The 15,803-nt window shown below is 50.7% G+C and carries 12 protein-coding genes; 6 read left to right on the forward strand and 6 right to left on the reverse strand.

Going from position 1 to position 15,803, the window contains the following annotated elements:
• The first annotated feature begins 62 nt into the window (after nucleotides 1-62).
• The 3 genes from L2731_RS10150 (at nucleotide 63) to L2731_RS10160 (ending at nucleotide 3,847) form a co-directional block, all read left to right on the forward strand.
• The gene (locus L2731_RS10150; RefSeq protein ID WP_239849867.1) at nucleotides 63-2,087 is read left to right on the forward strand and encodes a hybrid sensor histidine kinase/response regulator; all 2,025 of its coding nucleotides are present in this window, start codon (nucleotides 63-65) and stop codon (nucleotides 2,085-2,087) included.
• On the forward strand, nucleotides 2,084-3,178 hold the full coding sequence (locus L2731_RS10155; protein ID WP_239849868.1) for a response regulator: 1,095 nt from the start codon (nucleotides 2,084-2,086) through the stop codon (nucleotides 3,176-3,178). The genes L2731_RS10150 and L2731_RS10155 overlap by 4 nt, the downstream gene beginning before the upstream one ends.
• Nucleotides 3,179-3,304: 126 nt before the next feature.
• Nucleotides 3,305-3,847, forward strand: a complete 543-nt coding sequence (locus tag L2731_RS10160; RefSeq protein WP_041510391.1) for a hemerythrin domain-containing protein — start codon at nucleotides 3,305-3,307, stop codon at nucleotides 3,845-3,847.
• Between the two features lie 43 nt (nucleotides 3,848-3,890).
• Here the strand turns inward: L2731_RS10160 and L2731_RS10165 are convergent, their stop codons facing one another.
• From L2731_RS10165 to L2731_RS10185, 5 genes are all read right to left on the reverse strand, one after another.
• On the reverse strand, nucleotides 3,891-4,082 hold the full coding sequence (locus L2731_RS10165) for a DUF3545 family protein (RefSeq protein ID WP_011864891.1): 192 nt from the start codon (nucleotides 4,080-4,082) through the stop codon (nucleotides 3,891-3,893).
• A 230-nt stretch (nucleotides 4,083-4,312) separates the two neighbouring features.
• On the reverse strand, nucleotides 4,313-5,950 hold the full coding sequence (pgi, locus tag L2731_RS10170) for a glucose-6-phosphate isomerase (RefSeq protein WP_239849869.1): 1,638 nt from the start codon (nucleotides 5,948-5,950) through the stop codon (nucleotides 4,313-4,315).
• A gap of 13 nt (nucleotides 5,951-5,963) precedes the next feature.
• On the reverse strand, nucleotides 5,964-6,920 hold the full coding sequence (gene tal, locus L2731_RS10175) for a transaldolase (protein ID WP_041510393.1): 957 nt from the start codon (nucleotides 6,918-6,920) through the stop codon (nucleotides 5,964-5,966).
• 273 nt (nucleotides 6,921-7,193) lie between these two features.
• Complete coding sequence (locus L2731_RS10180) at nucleotides 7,194-8,303, reverse strand: OmpA family protein (protein WP_239849870.1); 1,110 nt, start codon at nucleotides 8,301-8,303, stop codon at nucleotides 7,194-7,196.
• Between the two features lie 248 nt (nucleotides 8,304-8,551).
• Nucleotides 8,552-10,918, reverse strand: coding sequence for a phosphoketolase family protein (locus L2731_RS10185; RefSeq protein ID WP_239849871.1), 2,367 nt, complete (start codon nucleotides 10,916-10,918; stop codon nucleotides 8,552-8,554).
• A gap of 426 nt (nucleotides 10,919-11,344) precedes the next feature.
• Here L2731_RS10185 and L2731_RS10190 point away from each other — a divergent pair, with 426 nt between their 5' ends.
• Nucleotides 11,345-12,823, forward strand: coding sequence for an alanine/glycine:cation symporter family protein (locus L2731_RS10190; RefSeq protein ID WP_249252974.1), 1,479 nt, complete (start codon nucleotides 11,345-11,347; stop codon nucleotides 12,821-12,823).
• Between the two features lie 127 nt (nucleotides 12,824-12,950).
• Nucleotides 12,951-13,727, forward strand: coding sequence for a peroxide stress protein YaaA (yaaA, locus tag L2731_RS10195; RefSeq protein ID WP_239849873.1), 777 nt, complete (start codon nucleotides 12,951-12,953; stop codon nucleotides 13,725-13,727).
• A 147-nt stretch (nucleotides 13,728-13,874) separates the two neighbouring features.
• Here the strand turns inward: yaaA and L2731_RS10200 are convergent, their stop codons facing one another.
• Nucleotides 13,875-15,281, reverse strand: coding sequence for a M28 family peptidase (locus L2731_RS10200; protein WP_239849874.1), 1,407 nt, complete (start codon nucleotides 15,279-15,281; stop codon nucleotides 13,875-13,877).
• Between the two features lie 135 nt (nucleotides 15,282-15,416).
• Here L2731_RS10200 and L2731_RS10205 point away from each other — a divergent pair, with 135 nt between their 5' ends.
• On the forward strand, nucleotides 15,417-15,713 hold the full coding sequence (locus L2731_RS10205) for an ArsR/SmtB family transcription factor (protein WP_011864899.1): 297 nt from the start codon (nucleotides 15,417-15,419) through the stop codon (nucleotides 15,711-15,713).
• Nucleotides 15,714-15,803: the final 90 nt, after the last annotated feature.

The following is a 15,803-nucleotide window of genomic DNA, read 5'->3' on the forward strand; positions in this document are numbered from 1 at the left end:
ATGCTCAATGAAAGGTATTTAGCCTTAATTGTTTATTTTTCGATAGTGGAATGGACTCTAGCGTGTTTAAGGATCTCTCTCAATCTGAATTTATGGACTTCGGCCCAGCCTTGATCGCCCAGCTGGGTAAGTTACAGGGACAGTTTATTCGTGGTGACGATGTGCTCTTGCCCCTGTGTCGTGTTCTGGCCGATAGCAGCGGCGCCGAGTCTGTGATGATCTTGTCTCGTCGCCTGCTGGCCTGTGACGAGATGCCGGCCGATGTCACCTGCTGGTGCCGGGATTCTATGCGATATATCACCCTGTGGCGCCAGGTAAAGGACTGGCCGCTGTTGGATGGTCAACGCGGTGCACATCTGTGGCAGCGATTTGTGGTGTGGCCCATCGAGGGGCTAGACGTCAATATCTTCTTCTATCGCCCGGTCAAGGGCTGGCTGTCGTTTCTCACCTCCTATCAGACCTTTATTGCCGATAGTATCAGCGGCATGTTGCAGCAGCAGAGCCTGGATTGGCAGCAGAGCCGTAATGCCCAGATCATCAAGTCGATCGACACCCAGATGTATCAGTCTATCGTCAGTAACAGCGAGGATATGATAGTGGTTGCTTCGCGCCAGAAGGGGATGGCGCCCGTGATCATGTATGCCAACGCGGCGGCAACCGCCATCAGCCAATATCCCCGCAGTCAGCTGATCGGCAAGTCGATTGAGCTCTTCTTCGGAGATCAGGATGACAAGGCGCAGGAACTGCTGGAGGCGATAGAGCTGCGCCTGGAATTTACCGGCGAGCTGGTTTGTTCGACCGCTACGGGGGAGAAAGTGATCCTGCATACCCATCTGATTGCCTTAAACGAGCAGTATGAAGACGGCAGCCTGTTTACCCTGGTGGGGAGGGATATCACAGAGCAGAAGCTGATGCAAAATACCATGGCCCGTACGCAAAAGATGCAGGCCATGGGCCAGCTGGTGGGCGGTGTGGCCCACGATTTCAACAACATCTTGGGTGTGCTCAAGGGCAATCTGGAACTGATGGAGCTCAAGGGCAAGGACGATACCATAGCACGTTACCTGGCCACGGCGCTCAAAGCTTGTCAGCGAGGCACCGACCTGACCCGGCGCCTGCTGCAGTTTTCCCGGCAGGAGCAATTCAGTGCCCAACCGGTGCAGGTCAATGAGGTGCTGCTGGGCTTAGAGGAGCTGCTGGAGAAGTCGTTAACCACTCAGGTGAGCCTCAATATTTTGCCTCAAGCGTCGATGCGGGATATCTGTGTCGATCGTGGCGACCTGGAAGATGCCCTGATTAACCTGGTATTGAACGCCAAGGATGCCATGCATGGGGAAGGGCAGATCACCATAGCGACAGGTGAGCAGTATCTGTCGGGCTATCTGCCAGGAGTGGGCAATACGGTCAGCACAGATAACCGCGACTATGTGTGGGTCTCTGTGATCGATCAGGGTGGGGGGATAGCCGATCACCTGCTGGATAAGATTTTCGAGCCATTCTTTACCACCAAGGATAAGAGCAAGGGGACCGGACTCGGCCTCTCCATGGTGTACGGCTTCGTAAAACGCTCTAACGGTTACATGAGTATCATGCACACAGGCGCAGAGGGCACTGAGATACGCCTCTGGTTTCCGGCCATCAAGCCGGTCGAGCGACAGAGCGAGCGACATCACAGGCCGCTCGAGTACCCCAAGGTCGCGCGGCCCATCAGGGTGCTCATCGTCGATGATGAACCCGACCTGCTGGAGGTGCTCTGCGATCACTGTCAGATGATGGGGATGGAGGTGCTGGCCTATACAGACCCTCTGTTGGTCAGGGAGCAGTTTAGCGGCGGCATAGAAAACATAGATCTCATCATCTCAGATCTCTTGATGCCAGGTGGCATAAACGGCTATGAGCTGGTGACAGATTTGAATCGGCACACAGCTATCCCTGTGCTCTTGATCTCAGGTTATGTCGGTGATGTCGGGATCAGTAGCCGGGAAGATCTGCCCTTTAAGGTACTACAGAAGCCCTTTGATATTAGCGCCTTCGTGCGTGGGCTCGAAGAGATAGGGATTGAGTTTTTACAAGGAGAATTGCGATGAACAACATGGAGATTTGGGTTGTCGACGATGACAGGGATTACTGCGAGCTGATCGTCGAGATGTTGCAAGATGAATTTAAGGTGACTCCCTTCTATGGTGCGGCCGATTTTCGTATTGCCCTGCAAAGTAGCCAACCCGACCTGTTGTTGATGGATATCAATCTGCCCGATACCGATGGCATCACTCTCTGCAAAGAGCTGCAGGAAACAAACCAGGAGGTGGCCGTGCTGTTTGTCTCTGGGATGAATACCCTAGAGGAGCGGCTCAAGGCCTATGAGGTGAATGCGGTGGACTTTATCGCTAAACCCTTTGAGTTAAAAGAGTTACTGGCCAAGGTCCATAGCGTCGCCCACTATGTGATGAAGCAGAGAGAGCTGATTCAGGCGGAATCAGTCTCCCGCAACATGGCCTTTCAGTCGATGACCGAGTCGTCTCAGTATGGCTGCGTATTGCAGTTCTTTCGCCAGTGTTTTCTCTGTCACGATCACCAGACTCTGGCCGATGCCTTCTTTGACCTGATGCAGCAGCTTAATCTCAACACCTGCCTGGAGATACGTGGTGATAGCGTGGAGTATTTTGCGCCTAGGCATGCCGCGATCAGCCCCATAGAGTCGAACATTCTCGAACTGCTGGACAAACATGGCCGCCTGTATGACTTTGGCTGCCGTACCATATGCAACGATAAACATGTCTCCTTCCTGATCAAAAATATGCCGATAAATGACGAGGTGCTCTATGGCAGGTTACGGGATATTATCGCCGTGGTGGTCGAAGGCCTCGAGGCGCGCGTCATGGATATCGGTCGTCAGCAGACACTGAAACAGGTTTTTGTCGATATCGAAGCACTTATCGGTGACATCAACGCCGCGACCCTTGAGCATGATGAAAGATTCAGTGCCGCACTCATTAACATGACCACTGAGATCCGCGGCAGCTTTCATGTGCTGGACATGACCATAGAGCAGGAAGATTATTTTACCGCGCTCATCGAGCGTAATTTGAAGGAGGTGAAGTCGGCCTCGCAGGCCTTTACCCGCCTACAGTCTGCGCTGGGCAAGGTGATGGATGTACTGGGGGCAAGCGTACCTTAAGTGATTATTTTATGTTCATTTTTCTTGATCTGAGTCACGTCATCATGGCGGGTTACATATTAGTGTGAGTAAAAGTTCAACAATTGACTATAGTAACTAAAGGCGTCTAGAAGGTTGGAGGTGACGATGTTAGCGAGACTTCATAATGACCATAAACATATCGCGATACTGTTAAATATTCTCAAAAATAAGCAGCAGCGGCTGCAAAATGGTGAGGCCGTCAACTTTAATCTGATCCGAGATATCGTCGAATATATGCAGAGCTATGCCGAGCACAGCCATCACCCGGTAGAGGATCTGATCAACGAATTCTATATCCAGACACACCCTGAAGAGGCCCTGGAAGAGAATCTGGGGGAAGAGCATCATGGTCTCATCGAAAGTTCGACCAATCTGATGACTACCCTAAACCTTATCTTGAGTGACGTCCCGGTACAGAACGAAACCCTGAGTCAGGCGCTGAAGGAGTATGTTGAGGCTCAGCGAAATCACATGATGTATGAAGAGAGTAAGTTGTTCCCCATCTGGGAGGCGGGGATGACCGAGGCGCAGTGGCAGCAGGTGGCCGACAGATGTCAGGAGAAGTTAATTAGCGACCCCTTATTCAGCGACGATGACAATCTGCTCTTCGAGGAGTTAAAAGAATATCTGGCCAAGGCCGAAGAGTGACAGACATAAAAATAGCGCCTTAGGCGCTATTTTCTTATCATTTTTACATCAGAAGGTTATCTAAGTCGTATTCGAAACTGCTGTCGATATCCTGAAGCTCTTTAATCAAACGCTGTTTCTCTTTGATAGCCTCTATTTCGCGCCATTTTCGCTTCTTGTTGGAGCTTCGCGAACGACTGTTGGGTCTTTCAATGACGGTATCATCTAGCGCACTACCATAATCTAAGCGATTCATGGCAACCTCCTGTTGTTGTATTTTTTCTCAACAATTAAATATCACACTTCCAATTTATAGTGCAAGAAAAATGTTTCAATAATGTTAAGTCTGAGTGAATCATTTATGGCGCGGCAGGTGGTTTTTTGCCCGCTGTATGGGCGAAAGCTTAAGCTTGCTGGTGGATGTTACTGCAGATAATAAAAAAGCCAGTGAAAACTGGCTTTTTTATTGGCTAATCTTTCGCGAGCTTAAATGTGGCCGCGTCTAAAGAGATTGATGAGGGCGTTGCTGGATGCATCCAGCGCCTTAGCCTCTTCATCGCTCTGAAGACGAGCGAGTACATCGTTACCTAGGGTCTTACCCAGTTCGACGCCCCATTGGTCGAAGGAGTTGATGTCCCATAGTGCACCCTGAACGAAGGTTCTATGTTCGTACAGGGCAATCAGGGCACCCAGAGTTTCCGGGGTCAGCTTGTCCATCAGTAGGGTGTTGCTTGGCTTATTGCCATCCATCACCTTGTGCTTAGCGATCAATGCCTTCTCTTCCTGGCTCAGCGAGCTGCCGTCGAGTTCGGCAAGAGCCTCATCGAAGGTTCTGCCTTGCATCAGCGCCTGGGTCTGTCCAAAACAGTTTGACGCCAGCTGAACATGGTGTTCACCGAGGGGGTTGTGGCTCTGCAGCGGCAGAATAAAGTCTGCCGGGATCAGTGCCGTGCCTTGGTGCAGTAACTGATGGTAGGCGTGTTGACCATTAGTGCCTTCGCCGCCCCAGATCACCGGGCCGGTTGCATGGTCGACGCTGTCGCCGTTGAGGGTGACAGATTTACCATTACTCTCCATGTCCAGTTGCTGGAAGTAGGCTGGCAGGCCTCTGAGGTAATGATCATAGGTCAGTACCACATGGGACTGTGCCTGGTAGAAGTTGCCATAGAGCAGGGAAAATAGCCCCATGATCACCGGCATATTCTGCTCGAGAGGCGCTTCGACAAAATGTTTGTCCATCGACTTGGCACCGGCCAGCAGCTGGTAGAAGTTGTCCATGCCAATGAGCAGTGCGATAGGCAGGCCAATCGCCGACCAGAGTGAATAGCGGCCGCCGACCCAATCCCACATAGGGAAGATGTTATCCGCATCCATGCCAAATTCGGTTGCCTTGGCCACATTTGAGGTTACGGCGACGAAATGCTTGGCGATATCCGCTTGAGTGCCGCCATTTTCCAGGAACCAGGCCTTGGCACTCAGGGTATTGGTCAGCGTCTCTTGGGTGCCGAAAGACTTGGACGACATCACGAACAGAGTGGTTTCTGGATCCACCAGACGCAGCTTCTCACACAGTGAGGTGGCATCGACGTTGGCAACGAAGTGGCACTTGAGCGCCGGATTCCAGTAGGGGCGCAGCGCCTGAGTGACGATTTTAGGTCCAAGGAATGAGCCGCCGATACCTATGCTAACGATATCTGTGATCGCCTTGCCCGTGTAGCCTTTCCACTCGCCCGAGGTGACAGCTTCGACAAACTTGGCCATCTTGGCCTGAGTCTGTTTTACCTCGGGGACGATATTTTGGCCGTCCACCAGGATCACCTCGTCAGTCTCGGCTCTGAGGGCGGTGTGCAGTACGGCGCGCTTCTCTGTGTTGTTGATGATCTCGCCATTGAACATGGCGCGGATCTTATCACTTAACTTGGCAGATTTAGCCAATTCAAACAGTTGTGTCAGTGTCTGCTCATCGGCTCGGTTCTTGGAGTAGTCCAGCAACAGTCCACATGCCGACAGTGACATCTTGTCAAAGCGCTGTGGATCGGCTTCAAAGAGCTCGCGCATATGGGGCAGCTTGGCGGTTTGCGCTTCAAGCTGGGCCCACGCATCTTGCTGAGTAAGCTTAGTCATGACGTCTATTCCCTTAGGCTTCGAGTTCGGCTTTTAGCATGGTTTCAAGTTTGCCCTGGTCGATGGCAAAGTTGCGGATACCTTCGGCAAGCTTCTCAACGGCCATAGGATCTTGGTTGAACTCCCAACGGAACTCGGCTTCGCTGAGGGCGGCACCCGGGGCAACGACTTCGCCTGCTGGTTTCAGCTTTTGAACGACAGGCGTGTCACTGTTTGCCATCTCTTCAAGCAGTGCAGGGCCAATTGTCAGGCGATCGCAGCCAGCAAGTTCGATGATCTCACCCGTGTTGCGGAAGCTGGCGCCCATCACAACCGTGTTGTAGCCATGGCGCTTGTAGTAGTTGTAGATGTTAGTGACCGAGACAACGCCAGGATCTTCCTCGGCGCTGTAGTCCAGGCCGGTATCCTTCTTGTACCAGTCGAGAATACGGCCGACGAAAGGCGAGATCAGGTAAACACCGGCTTCGGCACAGGCTCTGGCCTGGGCGAAACAGAATAAAAGTGTCAGATTACAGTTGATGCCTTCTTTTTCCAGCTCTTTGGCGGCGCAGATCCCTTCCCAGGTCGAGGCCAGTTTGATTAGGATGCGAGACTTGTCGATGCCGGCCTCTTCATAAAGCTTGATCAGCTTGTGCGCCTTCTCGATAGAGCCGGCCTTGTCGAATGAAAGACGAGCGTCCACCTCGGTAGAGATGCGGCCTGGAACAATTTTTAGGATCTCGAGGCCGATGTTGACCGCCAGTTTGTCGCCGGCATCTTCAACCTGCTGCGCCAGATCGTCACTCTGAGACTTAGCCCATTCGATGGCATTGGCAATCAGGTGTTTGTATTCAGGAATTTGGGCTGCTTTGAGAATAAGAGAGGGGTTGGTGGTAGCGTCTTGTGGTTGATAACGCTTGATGGCTTCGATGTCACCGGTATCGGCGACTATGGTGGTGATTGATTTGAATTGCTCGAGTGTATTAGCCATGAAAATTACATCCTTCTTAAGAAGCAGCTTAAGTGTGTGGTTTACTAACGGCTATTAGACGCGATTTTGCCGATATTTCCAACCATGAATGAAAAAAAATTACAGAAAAGTTGCTAAATATCAGTAAAAGGCATTTTAGCCATTGCCGTATAGCCGGGCTGATGTTTGGGCTAAACGGACTTAGAGTATAACCATTAAATTATGACAGGAAAAAAAATCGCTGCCTAAGCAGCGATTTTTATTGAGCTCGATCATTAAGTTAATCGTAAAGACTTACTTTAGAATCGCCTCTTTACGAACACCCGTAACGTGGGCTTCGATGCGACGGTTAGCCTTGTTGGCTTCGGCGCTGCTGCCTTCGATCAGCGGCTGAGTGATACCATATCCCTTAGCGCTGACGCGATCTTGGCTGATACCGTACTTGCTGACCAGTAGCTCGGCAACGGCATTGGCACGACGCTCAGACAGATCCATGTTGTAGTCAGGGTTACCTACGTTAGAGGCGTGACCACCGATCAACACGGTTGCGCGTGGGTTTTGGTTCATGTAGTTGGCCAGCTTTTCGATTTGGCCATAAGACGCAGAGTTCACCACGGCAGAGTTATTGGCAAAGCGAATTGAACCCAGTTCATGTTTCTCGGTGACTTCGCGGTAAAGGGTACAACCGCTGGCATCAACCTTATGATTGCTCGGCGTGTTGGCACATTGGTCTTTATCGTCGGTCACGCCGTCGTTGTCTGAATCCTTTGGTTCAACAACCACAGGTGCTGCAACGGGTGCGGGTGCAGCGGCTGCGCGACCGAAGCGGTAGCTTAGCTCAAGACCCCAGTAGTTGCTTTCCATCTCAAGGGTGTTCCACTTGTCTTCGTCGAGATTTTCATAACGACGATACTTGGCTTGCAGCTTGAGGTTTTCGGTAAAGTTGTAGCCGATACCTGCACCAAAGTAAGGTGCAACACCGCTGTCACTGTAGTACTCGCTACCCCACTGTTTGTTGTTAGACAGTAGGTAATTCATTGCACCGGCTTCGGCTGACAGGCTCCAACGGTCGGCAAACGGCCAGAAACCTACCAGGCCGAGTGTCATACCGCGAGCACCGACATCGTTAAGTTTGTTGGCATAGTCGACCCATTCGGCGCGGCCCAGGTCACGATAACCCAGTTCGACACCAAAATAGTCGTTAAAGAGGTAACCACCAAATACATCCCAAGCATAAGGATCATCTTCACCACATTGCTTCATGGTTTTCTGATCGCAGTTAGGCTCGTAGTTGTTTACGCCTAAACCGCCACCGACGTACCAAGGGGTGAGTTCTTGTGCTGCATTGGCTGCAAATGGGAGCATTGATGTAAGCAGAATAGCTTTCAATGTATTGTTCATCATTTTCCAATTCCTTTGTTTTACTATCTTTCCCCCATGCTGTTTTTATCCAGTAAAAACATGCCAGCACTTTGTGGGGGGATTCCTTTGGTATTATCGCTAGCCTCTGTATTATCTTACGCGAATATAGAAATTGCCACGAATAACAGGCAAATTTTCTAGGATTATTGGTCGATAGACAATAAAAAAGGCGTTTCCGCTAGGAATCGCCTTTTTTCTAGTAGAATAATTAACTTAGCGTTAATCTATTCTTAACGTGTCCAGACCCAGTTTTCGATGCTTTCAGGGTCTACACCGTTGGCCTTGATGTAGTTACGGTGATCAACCAGACGCTGAAGCATGTCAGTGGTGATGGCGACGTGTTGTGTCTCGTCGATCACACCCTGTTGGAATAGCTTGTAAGCCATATCGATAACCAGGTGGTAGCGAGAAGTACCGTTACGCACGCCCATATCGAATGGTGTTGTGGTTGAACCTTCCTCTTCATAACCCTTGATACGGAATCTGTGGCTACCCTTGTAATCGAACACCAGCTTCTTGATAGTGTTTGGATAACCATGGTAGTTGAAGACCACGCCTTTATCGGCGGTGAAGATCTCATCCATCATCCAAGGCTTGCTTTGGAACTTACGGCTACCCAGACCGCTGCTGGTTAGCTCGGTTACGCTCACGAAGCGCACGCGGACTCTTGGTAGTAGCTCACGCAGGATGACTAGAGAAGCCATACATTCCTGGGTCACATAGTCACCACAGCCTGCTAGAACGACGTCTGGGTTGTCGTCAGAGGCGAAATCCCACACCATGACGCCATCTTTAGCCTGTTGACGTGCTTCGTCCAGTGTCAGCCATTGTGGCAGCTCTTTCTTACCGGCAGCGATGATGTTTAGCTTGTCGCGGTCGGCGAAGGCACGCTCGGTGTAAACCAGTGTCGAGTTGGCATCTGCTGGCAGATAAGCCGAGATGATCTCTGGGTGCTTCTCAAGCATAGCCCCAAGGAAAGAAGGGTTCTGGTGAGAATAACCGTTGTGGTCTTGACGCTCTAGCAGTGAAGAGAGCACGACGTTACAAGAAGGCACAGGCTTACGGAAGTGTACGCCCTGGCTGGCATAGACATACTTACAGTATTGGTCGGCCATAGAGGACACTACTTGTGAGAAAGACTCATAAGTTGGGAACATACCGTGACGACCCGTTACTGTGTAGCCGTGTAGCATACCGAACAGCAGGTTTTCAGATAGCAGCTCGAGTACACGACCATCGCGAGACATATCTTCGTCCCAGCTCTCGATAGGCCATTGCCATGCACGATCTGTCTCTTCAAACACAGCCTGTAGCTGGTTAGAGTAGGTTTCGTCAGGGCTGAAGATACGTAGGTTACGCTGATCTCTGTTGAGCTTGAACGCATCACGCATCCATTGACCCATCTTCAACATAGAGTAACCACGCTGTCCTCTTGGTGTTTCAGCACCGTAGGCCAGGTCTTCCAGCTTAGGGTTGTTCAGTGAACGTACCACTTCGCCGCCATAGCTCAGGTGTTGACGACCACAGCAAAGCTCTTTTGGTGGGAGCAAAGATTGAATGTCTTTGTCGAACACGATCTGGTTTTGCTCGTTGATGCTATAGAGTTCGCCGAACTTGTAGCTGGCAAGCCATTGATCTAAGGCTTCAAGGTGTTGTTTGTCTTTCGCACACTTGTTAACGATAACCTGGTGAGATTCACAGTTGCCTTCCAGCTTCTTACCATTGTCTTCGGCAACGCCTGTCCAGCCTTTTGCGGTGCGCATCAGAATCACTGGCCAGCGAGGCTTAACGACATCTTCGCCGCTACGAGCCTTGGTTTGAATGGCTTCGATCATGGCATAGGATTCATCCATCGCCTTGGTCATCTGCACGTAGACATCTTCTTCAAGGTCGCTATCGACGATGATTGGATGATAGCCAAGACCTTTAAATTCCAACTCAAGTTCTTCGTGGCTCATGCGTCCCATACGGGTTGGGCCAGAGATCTTGTAGCCGTTGATGTGAACGATAGGCAGTACGGCACCGTTGTTTGCTGGAGAAACCAGACGGTTAGCGTACCAAGAAGCTGCTAGTGGGCCTGTTTCAGATTCACCGTCACCGATAAGTACGGTAGCGATGAGGTTAGGGTTATCCAGTACGGCACCCCAGGCAACAGAGAGCGAGTAACCTAGCTCACCACCTTCTAGGATCTGACCCGGTGCTTCTGGGTTAGCGTGAGAAGGATAGCCATAGGCAGCTGAAAATTTCTTACAGATATCTTCGATACCAGTCTCGTTGTACGGAATCGTCTCTGGATAGAAATGACTCAGCGATCCTTCCATAAACAGGTTAGCTTGTACTGCAGGGAAGCCGTGGCCTGGGCCGACAAGGTAGAGGAAAGGACGATTGGTTTTCTTGATGAGACGGTTGACGTTAGCGTAGACGAAGTTGATACCTGGACAAGTACCCCAGTGCCCTAGCAGTCTGGGTTTGATGTCGCTATGTTCTAGCGGACGCTTGTGCAGTACGTTTTGCTTTAGATAGATTTGCGAGGTGGCCAGGAAGTTGGTCGCTCTTACAAATTTCTTTAGTGCGGTGATCTCTTGCTGTTGTGACATAAATAACCCCATTTATAGTAAGCAATAAGTTAATCAAAGCTCATGTGAGGCACTATATTTGTAATTTTATTACAAAAATGTGTTCAATATCTTATTTTTGAAAAGTCGTTAAATTTACTAAATGTTAAATTTTTGGTGGTAAACACCATGTTAGTTACGTTAATACAGTAGCTTATTTATGTCTGATTGCGTGATGCCAATGTCATGTAAATGGGTAAGTGTGATCTGTATCACATGGCGCTTTTTTGATGGTATGCTATTTTGGCGTGTCGAATTCGGCAGGCATGTTGTTTTGGCATCATGAAAGGATAATTCGAAAAGAAAATCCTGCCGAAATTATTCGATCAAATTGGGAAGGAAATTTAACAAAGATGGCGGCTTGTTTGGATATGCCGCCATAAACGTCCTAAGGGTGATAGAAGTTCTATGTTTGAATCTGTATTAAATTTAGTCGATTCGACTATCAACGCGGTAAACGGCATGCTGTGGGGCAGCGTGTTGATTTACGTGCTGGTCGCTGCGGGCGTGTTATTTACATTGAGATTGGGCTTTATCCAATTACGTATGTTTGGTCATGGCACCAAACTTGTGCTGCAAGGACGGGAAAAGACTAATGGCATTTCCTCGTTCCAGGTGTTTTGTACCTCTATGGCGGCGCGTGTGGGGACGGGCAACATGGCGGGGGTTGCGGTGGCGATCACTGTAGGTGGTGCCGGCGCCGTGTTCTGGATGTGGCTCATCGCCCTGCTTGGGATGGCGACCGCCTTTATCGAGTCGACCCTGGCTCAGGTCTATAAGGTAAAAGACAGCGACGGTCAGTATCGCGGTGGTCCGGCCTATTATATGGAGCAGGGCTTGGGCAAGCGCTGGATGGGCTCGCTGTTCTCGATATTGCTGATCATCGCCTTCGGTTTTGCGTTCAACGCCGCGCAGGCCAACACCATGACTGAGGCACTCAACAATGCCTTTGGCTTAGATAAGACCATGGTAGGTCTGGTGATCGTCGCAGTTGCGGCCTATATCATCAGCGGTGGTCTGAAGAAAGTGGCTAAGGCTTCTGAGCTTATCGTGCCTGTGATGGCGGTGGCTTATCTGGCTATCGCCTTGGTTGTGCTGGTGATGAACCTAGAGCAGGTGCCTGCGGCGCTGGCCTATATCGTGAAGAGTGCCTTCGGTTGGGAAGAAGCCGCCGGTGGTGCCATGGGGGCCATGATGGCGGGGATCGCCAGGGGACTCTTTTCAAACGAAGCGGGTATGGGCAGTGCGGCCAATATCGCGGCGTCAGCATCACCGAACCCTAACCACCCTGCTTCTCAGGGCTTCGTGCAGATGATCGGCGTATTCGTCGATACCATAGTCATCTGTAGCGCGACTGCCGCCATCATTTTGCTGTCTGGCGTCCTTGATGCGCCGGGCGAGCAGAAGGGGATTGGCCTGCTGCAGTTGGCGCTCACCAACGAGGTGGGCGGATGGGCAGCCTATTTTGTTGCCTTTGCCATCATACTCTTCTGTTTCTCTTCTATCATAGCTAACTACAGCTATGCGGAGAGCAATATCCTGTTCCTGAGCAAGAGTAAGAAGGTACTGTATACCTTCCGCGCCTTGGTGTTGGCCATGGTCATGGCGGGGTCGGTTGCCTCGTTGCAGCTGGTGTGGAATTTCGCCGATGTCTCCATGGGGCTGATGGCGCTGGTGAATATTGCCGCCATCGTCATGCTCTCTAAGGTGGCCTTTGCGGTGATCAAAGATTATGAGCTGCAGCTAAAGGCGGGCAAGGTGCCAACCTTCGATGCTGCGCATTTTCCCGAGCTTAATGGTCTGGATGAGAAGATCTGGAAGGGTAAGCCGAGTGCGGGGGTACTGGCTAAAGAGGAAGAAGAGTCGGTTGCCGTCCCAGAGGTATAGGGATATTGGGCTAATCGCGGCTTTCTATTAGTTCTATCTAAAAAACCACGTCCTTTGGGCGTGGTTTTTTATTGTCTGCGTCAGTATGATAGTCACCTCGCTTAATGTTAGAAATAAAGGATAATTTATGCTGATCTTAGTCTCTCCGGCTAAAACCCTGGATTATGAAACGCCAGCAAGTACCCAAACCTTTACAATGCCTGCACTGCTGGAACACAGTGAAGAGTTGATCAAGGTGTGTCGAGAGCTAACACCAGCAGATATCGCGTCTTTGATGAAGGTTAGCGACAAGATCGCCGGTCTCAACGCCGCGCGCTTCGCCCAGTGGAACAGAGACTTTAACTTGGATAATGCCAAGCAGGCGCTGTTTGCCTTTCGCGGCGATGTCTATACCGGGCTGGATGCCGATACTCTGTCTGAGGCGAGCCTTGGACGCGCGCAGCAGCATCTGCGCATCTTATCCGGACTCTATGGTTTACTGCGCCCCCTAGATCTGATGCAGGCTTATCGATTGGAGATGGGCACTAAGCTGGCTAACGGCCGAGGAGCTAATCTGTATCAGTTTTGGGGCGATATTGTCACCCAAGAAGTTAATAAGGCGCTAGCCGAACAGGGGGATGATATTCTGGTGAATCTGGCGTCGAATGAATATTTCAAGGCGGTGAAGCCAAAGCAGATCCAAGGTCAGGTGATCACGCCAGTCTTTAAGGATAAGAAGAATGGCCAGTATAAGGTGATTAGCTTCTTCGCCAAGAAGGCCCGCGGCATGATGGTGCGTTATATGCTGGATAATCAGGTGAGTAGTTATAATGAGCTGATCAAGTTCGACACCGCCGGCTATTACTATAGCGAGGCAGACTCGAGCGTCAACGAGCCGGTATTCCTAAGGGAAGAGCAGGCTTAATGTCAGGTAAGAATTGAATCAAAGCGAAAGTCTACTCTCAAGCTAAGTTAGTTAATGGCTCAGCAAGCGCGATAAAAAAGCAGCCATAGGCTGCTTTTTTTGTCTGTCGTCGGCGTAAAGGTGCTGGCGGCCGCTGTTTTTCGCTATTTATTTTGCCTTAGGGGTAAGTGGCCTTAGCTTGATTTCAGACTGGGCCATTAGGTAAGCAAACTGGGCATAGGCCGCCGCATTTTGCGCTAGCGCCTTGGGATCGATTTTATCCAAGGTATCGTTTGGCGTGTGGTGATAGTCGAAATAGTCGCTGCCATCTTGTCTCAGTGACGCAACCGGGACTCCGTAGCCGGGCAACATGGAGACATCAGGGCCGCCAGAGGCCTTGTTGTTGCCGGGAGCGACGCCGTTATCCTGCATCGAGCTTGTATGGGCCTGTACGGCGCCGAAGGCCTTGTCGGCGACGTTAAAGTCGATTTGGTAGATAGGTCCAGCACCAAAGTCGGATTCGGCGGCTATATAGTGTTTGGCCAGTTCCGCTTGATGCTCTTTGGCGTAGCTCTTGCCGCCAATTAACCCTAGCTCTTCAGCGGCGTAGAGGACGACACGTACCGTGCGAGCAGGTTTTGTGGGTAATTGAGCAATATAGTGGCCTGCGGCGGTGACAATGGCTACACCTGCGCCGTCGTCGATGGCACCGGTTCCTTCGTCCCAAGAATCCAGATGGGCACCGATGAGCACTATCTCGTCGGGCTTGCTACTGCCGGTGACCTCGGCAATCACGTTGTAGGATGTGGCATAGCCCAGGTTCTTGGGGCTCATCTCTAGGTGCATCACGACATTGGGATCGCGCTTTAGCATCAGGGTGATCAAGTCCGCATCAGGGTTGGACATGGCCGCTGCTGGGATCTTATCAACCCCGTCCTGGTAGCGCATCATGCCAGTATGAGCCATTCTGTCATGGTCTGTGCCGATAGAGCGGATCACTATGGCTAGCGCGCCTTTCTCTGCCGCCGCAATCGCGCCGCGCGAGCGTCCGCCTACCGTCATGCCGTAGCCTTTGCCTGTCTTGAACCTTGGGGTGATGTGATCGATAAAGACGATTTTTCCTGTGACCTGGCTTGGATCGGCTTGTTTAAGGGCATCCAGGGTCTCGAAACGGACGATTGGCGCGCTGATACCTTCTTCGGGCGTGCCGATACTGCCACCAAGGGCGGTGATCACCAGTGGCTGTGCATAGGGAGAGACAATATTGGCTTTGGCCTCGCCTCGTTGCCATACGGGCACCTGTACCGCTTCCTTATAGACTCTGTCGAACCCAAGTGAAGCGAGTTTTTTCTCTGCCCACTGAACGGCGATCAGATCTTTCTCGCTGCCCGCGAGTCTAGGGCCTACCTCGACAGTTAGCGATTCGACAATATCGAATGCCAGGCTGGAAGCGAGCGCCTCTTGCTGAAGCATTTGGCTAACACTTTGATTTGTGTCTGTTGCTAACGCGTTTTGGCATGCTAATAACCCGGTAAAAAAGAGCGTGGAAAGGAGGGTGATAGGGGAGCTTTTCATGAGTTTCCTTTATTTTTATTACGTATGTCCCATTTTTGAAAACAATCTAGCAAAAAGTGTGCTTCATGTCCCGACTATATCTTTAAGTCAACGCTATATTAGTGCCGGGGTTTGTTTTAGGAGAAATTGCTCGTAATGAATATAGAATTGATGCAGCAACGAGCGGATAATGCTGTTGTATTGCTAAAGGCTTTAGCAAATGAACGCCGGCTGTTCATCTTATGCTACTTGTTGAGCGAAGGTGAGATGTGCGTCGGTGAGATGAATAAAAAGCTGGGGCTTAGCCAATCTGCGCTGTCGCAACACTTAGCATGGCTTCGTAAAGACAATTTGGTCGAAACGCGAAAAGAAGCGCAAACGGTATTTTATTCGCTAAAAAGCAAGGAAGTATCTGAAATTATTAAGTTACTTAACACTATCTATTGCCACTAAACGGCTTGAGAATAGCGCAGATAGAAAGCTGATGGGCTGTAGGCCATCAGCTTTTTTGTTTTTTAGCTTAGGCCTATGCCTGTAATACTG

The sequence above is a fragment of the Shewanella aquimarina genome, from assembly GCF_023349185.1.
Lineage (GTDB): Bacteria > Pseudomonadota > Gammaproteobacteria > Enterobacterales > Shewanellaceae > Shewanella > Shewanella aquimarina.

Excerpts from the sequence above, each read along its gene's own strand:
- L2731_RS10155 (WP_239849868.1), top strand. The coding sequence starts at position 2,084 with ATGAACAACATGGAGATTTGGGTTGTCGACGATGACAGGGATTACTGC.
- L2731_RS10160 (WP_041510391.1), top strand. The coding sequence starts at position 3,305 with ATGTTAGCGAGACTTCATAATGACCATAAACATATCGCGATACTGTTA.
- L2731_RS10165 (WP_011864891.1), bottom strand. The coding sequence starts at position 4,082 with ATGAATCGCTTAGATTATGGTAGTGCGCTAGATGATACCGTCATTGAA.
- pgi (WP_239849869.1), bottom strand. The coding sequence starts at position 5,950 with ATGACTAAGCTTACTCAGCAAGATGCGTGGGCCCAGCTTGAAGCGCAA.
- tal (WP_041510393.1), bottom strand. The coding sequence starts at position 6,920 with ATGGCTAATACACTCGAGCAATTCAAATCAATCACCACCATAGTCGCC.
- L2731_RS10180 (WP_239849870.1), bottom strand. The coding sequence starts at position 8,303 with ATGATGAACAATACATTGAAAGCTATTCTGCTTACATCAATGCTCCCA.
- L2731_RS10185 (WP_239849871.1), bottom strand. The coding sequence starts at position 10,918 with ATGTCACAACAGCAAGAGATCACCGCACTAAAGAAATTTGTAAGAGCG.
- L2731_RS10190 (WP_249252974.1), top strand. The coding sequence starts at position 11,345 with ATGTTTGAATCTGTATTAAATTTAGTCGATTCGACTATCAACGCGGTA.
- yaaA (WP_239849873.1), top strand. The coding sequence starts at position 12,951 with ATGCTGATCTTAGTCTCTCCGGCTAAAACCCTGGATTATGAAACGCCA.
- L2731_RS10200 (WP_239849874.1), bottom strand. The coding sequence starts at position 15,281 with ATGAAAAGCTCCCCTATCACCCTCCTTTCCACGCTCTTTTTTACCGGG.
- L2731_RS10205 (WP_011864899.1), top strand. The coding sequence starts at position 15,417 with ATGAATATAGAATTGATGCAGCAACGAGCGGATAATGCTGTTGTATTG.